Below are 8,075 nucleotides of genomic sequence, written 5' to 3'. Positions count from 1 at the left end.
AGAACATAAACCATTTTTCGCGGCGTTATTTAAAAGTAACAGCACATTATCGTTTCAAAAAAAGTTATTAACTTTCATCATGGGTGAAATAGAGAAAAAGTTAAACACAAAAACATCGATAAACACATTATTTTAAAGTTTTTAGGAACGGCTGTAATGGGCATTTTAGAATCTTACGTGTTAGACGAAATTGATAGTGATGTTGAGTATGTTGCGACGCAAGTTGGGGAGTTGATGAGGAGGAATATATAAACAATACAGCGGCGATTCCCTTGAGAAGGATTCATAAAATTTCACTATCCAAAACTCACCTATGCAATTATGCATAACTATCCCTTCCGTTTTATTTTCATGTTACGATATAAACGAAATACGACATATATCGACAAAAATAAAAGGAAGTGATTGTATGAAACGCTCTAAAACGTATTTAAAATGTTTAGCATTATCCGCTGTTGTTGCTAGTAGCGCTTTAGCACTTTCAACACCTGCTGCTTACGCTCAAACGACGTCACAAGTTGTAACAGATATCGGGCAAAATGCAAAAACACATACGAGCTATAATACATTTAATAATGATCAAACTGATAATATGACAATGTCTTTAAAGGTAACTTTTATCGATGATCCGAGCGCTGATAAACAGATTGCCGTTATTAATACAACTGGTAGTTTTCTAAAAGCAAATCCTACTATAAGTAGTGCGCCTATTGATAACTACCCAATCCCTGGCGCTAGTGCAACATTACGCTACCCTTCACAATATGATATTGCCTTTAATCTTCAAGATAACAGCGCCCGTTTCTTTAACGTAGCACCTACAAATGCTGTAGAAGAAACGACTGTAACCTCTAGTGTATCTTATCAACTTGGCGGTTCTGTTAAAGCTTCTGCAACGCCAAATGGACCTAGCGCTGAAGCGGGTGCAACTGGCCAAGTAACTTGGTCTGACTCTGTAAGCTATAAACAAACAAGTTATAAAACAAACTTAATTGACCAAACAAATAAAAACGTAAAATGGAATGTATTCTTTAACGGATATAACAATCAAAACTGGGGTATTTACACACGTGATTCCTACCATTCTTTATACGGAAACCAACTGTTCATGTACTCTCGCACATACTTATATGAATCTGATGCAAAAGGTAATTTAATACCGATGGATCAACTTCCAGCATTAACAAATAGCGGTTTCTCTCCTGGTATGATCGCTGTTGTTATCTCTGAAAAAAATACAGACCAATCTAACCTACAAGTCGCTTATACAAAGCACGCCGACGACTACCAACTTCGTCCAGGCTACACATTCGGAACTGCAAACTGGGTTGGAAACAACGTAAAAGATGTTGATCAAAAAACATTTAATAAATCGTTTACATTAGATTGGAAGAATAAGAAATTAGTAGAGAAAAAATAGATAAAGAAAACCGAACCGCCATTTAGATGGTGGTTCGGTTTTTATTTAAATAACAAAATCCTTTCGTTCTTTTCATTTTATGGAAAAGGTCTTTTTATGTGCCTAATTCCCTGTTCTTTGTAATAAACGAATCCTATTATATATTCTTCATATAATGGTATAATATTTATTAAAATACCTTTCGTATCACTTTTCAAAACATTACCTATGCATCTTCATACGTTGCTACAACTTCTCTATTTTGATCTGTCACCACGAGGGTTATAGTGATAATATAACGTTTCTTCTTATAATTTTATAATCATAATAAAATTAATGTGTACCAAAAGAGAAAAGAGCCTATATTCGCTCTTCCTTCTCCAAATTATTTCTCTATTTATTTCTTATCCTCTTCTACATCATATAGTAACTTTTCATGTAATTCATTCATACACACATTTAACAAACGAATCTTTCTAACCACTAATTTTTCTGGTGATATATTAATAGCCTTTAAAAGCAAACTGAATATAAATGTAAGTACCAACACCATAAATAACAAAAGCAACTATAGTGATTAGCCAATTTTCACGAGTTTTTTGTACATACTTTGAGCATACCCAAATAAGAAGTAAAATAATTAATTGAATTGCAGTCACTTTTGAGATAGCAATTATAGTAGTTTCCGTAACAAATATTACCCATGCTCCAAACAACATACGGATACTAAAAATAATTGTCCCAATACGTGTTTCAGTATATTGTTTATTTATATCTATAAAAAATATATCTTGCAACATAACCGTTAATGTTAATACAGCTACTAAAGCCAAGATAGAAGCAAATTCTAAAATTTCTATAAGCACTTTTAGTCTCCCTTCATTAACGTCTTCTCACTGCATTCGAAATCTTCATAAGTTTCGCTGTCGTTGAATTTTTAAATGCTTTTTTCCTTTGTTTTTTCGCCCTTTTCATTCCATCAAGTCTAGCACCTGGGTTCCTTTTAATCTGTTTTATAGGATTCTTCTTAAAACGCTCGTAATTGGATTTTAATTGTCTAACTACTGGCTTATATCCTTTTTGAACCACTCTTTTTCCAAAATTTAAGTGAGAAAGATATCCAAATGTTCGTCCTATCCCACCAAATAATACACCTTTAGCTGCTCCATATCCCGCTGCTTTAAGTCCGACCTTCCACGTATAACCTTTATTTCTATTTTTATACAGATACTTTCCTACTTCCCAAACAGCTCCACCTAATGCACCAGTTACCCACCAAGCTACATGCCCATCAGGATCTGTCATCATCACTGGATTATTATCTGCATACGTATAACCATTCATTGTAATCGGATCATCTTCGTCACCCGGATCAGGATCTACCGATAAGAACACACCATGATCTGGGTTGTAGTAACGAGCAATCAAGTAATACATGCCAATCTCTTTATCATACATGTATCCCGCATATCCAAATGGATTGTCTGCTGCAATACCTTTTGCGTCACTCTTTAATACGTTACCCCATGCATCGTATTCATACGTTGCTACAACTTCTCTATTTTGATTTGTCATCGCAACGACATCACCACGTGGGTTATAGTGATAGTATAACGTTTGTCCATTCGATTTCATAGCCAAACGTAAACCGTCTATAGAGTATACATATTGACGAAGAACATTTCCACTACCATCCGTCTCATATAACGGATTAATGCTGTCTCCATCATAGAAATAACGTGTTACTTGACCATTCACACTCTTTTCAATACGACGATTATCCTCGTCATACTTATAAGTTGCGAATGCATTGCTTTCACCTTGTTTTGTAATAGCTACAATTTGATCGTTTTCGTTCCATGTATACTTGTACTTTCCATCTGATGTACGATTGCCATTCGCATCATATGTTAACGATTCGTTTCCGAATTTTACAAGCTGATTTCCGTCATTAAATGTTGCCGCTATAGACTTTGTTTCTTTTCCATTCTCTACAACTTTCACACTTGTACGGTTTCCAAATCCATCATATGTGTATGATTTAGTTGTTCCGTTTGGTAATGCCTCGTTTAAAATTGAATTCATTGGATTAAGATCCAAAAAGAAAGAAGAGCCAATATTGGCCCTTCCTCCTACAAATTTATTATGCACCTGAACTATTAAGGAAGTAAATCTCCAAATACATCAATCATTTTCTCTAAATCCCTACCAAAATCATTAATATTATCCTGTTCATCAAATCCTTTTTCAATTAATTCATCTGCTAATATATCTCTCAACTCATGTATAGTTTCAATTTCTAATATACTAAAGTCCCTACAATTTACAATCCACAATAGCTCAGGCTGCTTTTCCTTTAATATCCCTTGCAATACTCCTTGCACATCACTATTAAATTTACTCACGCTTATTTTTTTCCTTTCCGTGTATATTTCGTTCCTCTAGCAAAAGTCGTTACGACTTTCCCCCTCTTATTTAAAACGACTACAGCTTGTTTACTAGTATATTTAATAGTTCCACGATCTTTTTGTATAGCCCTCTTACCTGACTTAACTGTATGTAAGATTGCCTTTGGTGACACCCCTAATCCGTTATTACGACTAATCGCTTGGTTTAACCCATGTTTTGTATATCCAGTAATTTTACCTGCTACTGCTTTCGTATTCTTGTACTTTAATGGTTGCTTTATTGCACGTTTAGCCAATTGTTTACCAACAAAACGACCTACATGCGGAGCAGCGATTCTCGCCCCGTGTACAGCGACTGGAATAAACCATGCTAAATGCCCATCTGGATCAATGTTCATTATAGGGTTATTATCACCATACGTATACCCATTCATCGTAACCGGATCATCTTCATCACCCGGATCAGGATCCACCGATAAGAACACACCATGCTCCGGGTTATAATAACGCGCAATCAGATAATACATACCAATTTCTTTATCATACATGTATCCCGCATATCCAAATGGATTGTCTGCTGCGATAATTTAAAATCCTCAAAAAAGAGACCTAATACATACTATCAGGTCTCCTTACACTACTAAGTTGTTCCTATGATAAAACCCTAATACATTTAAGTCAATTCTAACTTCCATAATCCACATGGATTGTAAAATGGATCCTCTGGTTCATAGCGATAGTCTGTGTAGTAAGATAATTGGTACACCGGAGAGTTTTCCGTAAAACTAATTGTATCTCCATCTTTTAATTTAGGTTGTTCGACTATATTATATAAATTAAAATCATTTAATAAATCCCCAGCCGTTTCTGGTTCTATCTCCCCTTGTATAATTACATCTGGTAGAGCGAATGCTTGCATTCCACATGAATAATAACCATCTTCATCTCCAACTAAAGTTACAACATGCGAATAAATGGGAAATATCTCCTTATTTTCCGCAAGCTCTGTCCATTCATCTTTAGAATACGCTACACCTGCTGTTTCTATTTTTAAAGCAAGCCCCCCTGCATCTAACACTCCATTCCCTACTTCAATAACTTCTTTTAGTTCCTGCATATTTTGCACATTAGCAATAATGTATACTGTATAAGTATGTTTCTCTAATTTACTAAGTAAGTCTTCTTCGAAACGACCGCCACTTGCATATAAAAATGCTTCTCTTAAAGATGGATCATGATCGTATACATCAATTTCAAAAACGATATCTTTCTCCTTATGATGTATAACATTTCCCGCTAAAATATAACCTCCACTTTTACCAACTATTTCCTGAACCAATTCTGTCCTACTTTTCCATAACCCTGGTATTCCTATTATAATTTGTGATTCCACTGTAAGAAACACTCCTTCACAAAAATTTAGAATATTTTTTCTTTCTGATTCAAGGTAAAATTGCAGCTCATTTTTTATACAAATTCTTTGTTACTCGAGATGTAAAAACACATTTCATCCTGTCATTAATTATTAAAACTCTTAATTCCAAACAGCCCAATCTCACAAGCATAATTTATAAAATGTGTGTCTTACCTTTACATTAAAATAAAATCTTCAAGACTGCGGAACAAACTTAAGTGCTCTGCATTGAAGTTTGTATGATTAGGCATTCTTTGCATAGATAAAAGTATAAATAACTCTCTCCTATTTGAAAACCTATTCCTCCTGTAAGTTCTCCTTCATTCCCATAATCTTCTCCGGCCACCATAGCCACATATTTCATACTTTTAGAGCAACAAGGACACTTCGCTTCTATAGAATCGTCTATATATAGAGGTTTTCCTAGCATTCTGCAAATATAATCTTTTCCTATAGCATCTAAAGCTTGGTCATATTCATCTTCATCACAGGGAACATCATAATTCTTCATGTTTATTAATTTCATATCATATTTCGGCAAAGGAACTGGTATCTTATCAATTAATTCATATTTCCAATCAAACAGCTCACTTTGATTAATAGTATGTATAGAGCGTTCCATTATATTTATTTTAAAGTTTTGTACACCTTCATATAAGGAACAATTTAAACAAGTGATTAACGGCAGTTCTGTTAGTTCTTCCATTCTAAGTTCCTCTAATCGAAAATCGTTTAAATCAAAAGTAAATATTTGATGTGCTTGTTCATTACATTGCGGACATATAGGCACATCCCAAGTTTCCCCACCAAAATAATGATTATGTTTATCCTTACCGTATATCACTCTAAAACCTATACTTTCCATACACATAACACCTACTTTATAAATGGCTTTTCTATCCATTCTTATTTTCAACTAATATTTTATAGGATACATAATAGTATTTCACAAACCATTATTTGTGAAATACTATTATAATTTAAATTTAGTTATCTCCTTTGTTTAGGATATAACTTTTGTCCGTAGCTTACAGTTTGCTTCAAACCATAATTGTATTTTCTTCCAAATTGACGTTTAACATCCCAAACATCTCTTGCCAATCTTTGCCTAGCATTTAATCCTTTATCTATCCTCATGGTAGCCTTTCCTTTACCGGCAAAGGTTCTTGTTAATTTATGATCAGCCTTTGTCATAAGTAATGCTGGCCCCTTACCTCTACTTATACCTATACTCTTATTATAAGCATTTTGAGGCATATGGTGTCCTACATATTTTGTACCTTTTAATTTATTTACACTATTAAAACTGCCGCCTCCAATTGCTTTTGTAATCTTTCCAGCGTATTTGAGTTTACCACCGCCTACAAATCCTAACGCAGCCTTTCTTAATATTACTTTTTTGCTTGCGCCAGACTTATAAGCTTTATACCCATCATAAACTGCAAAACCAGCATTTATAGCCAACCAAGGTGCATGTCCATCTGGATCGGTCATCATCACCGGATTATTATCACCATACGTATACCCATTCATCGTAATCGGATCATCTTCATCACCCGGATCAGGATCCACCGATAAGAACACACCATGATCTGGATTATAGTATCTTGCAACTAAGTAATACATGCCAATTTCTTTATCATACATGTATCCCGCATATCCAAATGGATTATCTGCTGCGATACCTTTTGTATCACTCTTTAATACATTACCCCACGAATCATATTCATACGTTGCTACAACTTCTTTATCCTGATTCGTCATCGCAACTACGTCACCACGAGGGTTATAGTGATAGTATAACGTTTGTCCTTTTGATTTCATCGCTAGGCGCGTGCCACTTGTTGAGTATACATATTGACGAAGAACATTTCCACTACCATCCGTCTCGTACAACGGATTAATGCTGTCTCCATCATAGAAATAACGTGTTACTTGACCATTTACACTCTTTTCAATACGACGATTATCCTCATCATACTTATAGGTCGCGAATGGAGTAGTTGCCCCTTGTTTTGTAATCGATACAAGTTGATCGTCTTCGTTCCATGTATACTTATACTTCCCATCTGATATACGATTTCCATTTGCATCATACGTTAACGATTCGTTTCCGAATTTGACAAGTTGATTTCCTTCATTGAATGTTGCCGCTATAGACTTTGTTTCTTTTCCATTCTCTACAACTTTCACACTCGTACGGTTTCCAAATCCATCATATGTGTAAGATTTAGTTGTTCCGTTTGGTAATGCTTCATTTAATAATTGGTTAATCGGGTCATAAACAAAGTTTGTTTCTGTTACTTTTCCGCCCGCACCTTCATGTTTAATCTTCGTACGGTTACCCGCTTGATCATATTCATATCGTTCAGAAAGTAGAATACTGTTTGCTGTACCGACTACTAAATCTTTAATCTTGTTCGCGTGGTCATAGTTAAAAGTAGAACCTGAACCATTACCAGCTGTGTACGTACGAACATTTCCTTGATCGTCATAATCAAAGCGATACGTTTGAGAACCGTCTGTTACACGAATGTTTTGATCTAACGTGTTGTAGTCATACGATACTTTATTTGTGTATCCGCCTTGCGTTACTGTTTGTTCTTTTAGCTTTTCTGTCTTACTGTTTGCTTTATCGTGATATGCCCAGTCAATTTTTCCGCCTCGGCTATCTGTTGCGCTTGTGACACGGTCTGCCTTGTCGTATGTTTTTGTACGTTCTACGCCATTGACATGGTCTTTTACTTTCGTAACTTGTCCATTTTGATCACGTTCAAATGTAAATGAATCTTTTCCATTTCGCTTTTCACCAATGACGCGATCTGCTGTATCATATACAGATTCTAAGATAGAA

At 35.0% G+C, this 8,075-nt stretch carries 7 protein-coding genes and 2 pseudogenes; 2 read left to right on the top strand and 7 right to left on the bottom strand.

Going from position 1 to position 8,075, the window contains the following annotated elements; translation table 11 throughout:
• Positions 1 to 252 (top strand): annotated as a pseudogene (locus MR083_RS25660) (TetR-like C-terminal domain-containing protein); the annotation flags it as partial.
• A gap of 157 nt (positions 253 to 409) precedes the next feature.
• Positions 410 to 1,420 (top strand): beta-channel forming cytolysin CytK2, encoded by a 1,011-nt coding sequence (gene cytK2, locus MR083_RS25655; protein ID WP_000830634.1) that lies wholly within the window; start codon positions 410 to 412, stop codon positions 1,418 to 1,420.
• A gap of 482 nt (positions 1,421 to 1,902) precedes the next feature.
• Here cytK2 and MR083_RS25650 read toward each other — a convergent pair whose 3' ends face one another.
• From MR083_RS25650 to MR083_RS25620, 7 genes and pseudogenes are all read right to left on the bottom strand, one after another.
• The gene (locus tag MR083_RS25650; RefSeq protein WP_000904373.1) at positions 1,903 to 2,265 is read right to left on the bottom strand and encodes a hypothetical protein; all 363 of its coding nucleotides are present in this window, start codon (positions 2,263 to 2,265) and stop codon (positions 1,903 to 1,905) included.
• 16 nt (positions 2,266 to 2,281) lie between these two features.
• The gene (locus MR083_RS25645) at positions 2,282 to 3,484 is read right to left on the bottom strand and encodes an RHS repeat domain-containing protein (RefSeq protein WP_011040095.1); all 1,203 of its coding nucleotides are present in this window, start codon (positions 3,482 to 3,484) and stop codon (positions 2,282 to 2,284) included.
• 74 nt (positions 3,485 to 3,558) lie between these two features.
• Positions 3,559 to 3,804, bottom strand: coding sequence for a hypothetical protein (locus MR083_RS25640; RefSeq protein ID WP_000033132.1), 246 nt, complete (start codon positions 3,802 to 3,804; stop codon positions 3,559 to 3,561).
• Positions 3,805 to 3,806: 2 nt separating this feature from the next.
• Positions 3,807 to 4,391 (bottom strand): annotated as a pseudogene (locus tag MR083_RS28205) (RHS repeat-associated core domain-containing protein); the annotation flags it as partial.
• An 89-nt stretch (positions 4,392 to 4,480) separates the two neighbouring features.
• Complete coding sequence (locus MR083_RS25630; RefSeq protein ID WP_000445726.1) at positions 4,481 to 5,200, bottom strand: DUF4261 domain-containing protein; 720 nt, start codon at positions 5,198 to 5,200, stop codon at positions 4,481 to 4,483.
• 235 nt (positions 5,201 to 5,435) lie between these two features.
• On the bottom strand, positions 5,436 to 6,086 hold the full coding sequence (locus tag MR083_RS25625) for a hypothetical protein (protein ID WP_000443779.1): 651 nt from the start codon (positions 6,084 to 6,086) through the stop codon (positions 5,436 to 5,438).
• A gap of 125 nt (positions 6,087 to 6,211) precedes the next feature.
• A partial coding sequence (locus tag MR083_RS25620; RefSeq protein WP_277931488.1) for an RHS repeat domain-containing protein occupies positions 6,212 to 8,075 on the bottom strand: 1,864 nt, incomplete at its 5' end.

This window comes from Bacillus cereus group sp. BfR-BA-01408, from assembly GCF_022663305.1.
GTDB classification, from domain to species: domain Bacteria; phylum Bacillota; class Bacilli; order Bacillales; family Bacillaceae_G; genus Bacillus_A; species Bacillus_A pacificus.
Note: the sequence above shows the minus strand (reverse complement) of the source record. Positions and strands in the feature narration are given on the sequence as shown.

What these genes read in the sequence shown, in the direction of transcription:
- cytK2 (WP_000830634.1), top strand. Translation starts at nt 410, where the DNA reads ATGAAACGCTCTAAAACGTATTTAAAATGTTTAGCATTATCCGCTGTT.
- MR083_RS25645 (WP_011040095.1), bottom strand. Translation starts at nt 3,484, where the DNA reads ATGAATTCAATTTTAAACGAGGCATTACCAAACGGAACAACTAAATCA.
- MR083_RS25625 (WP_000443779.1), bottom strand. Translation starts at nt 6,086, where the DNA reads ATGGAAAGTATAGGTTTTAGAGTGATATACGGTAAGGATAAACATAAT.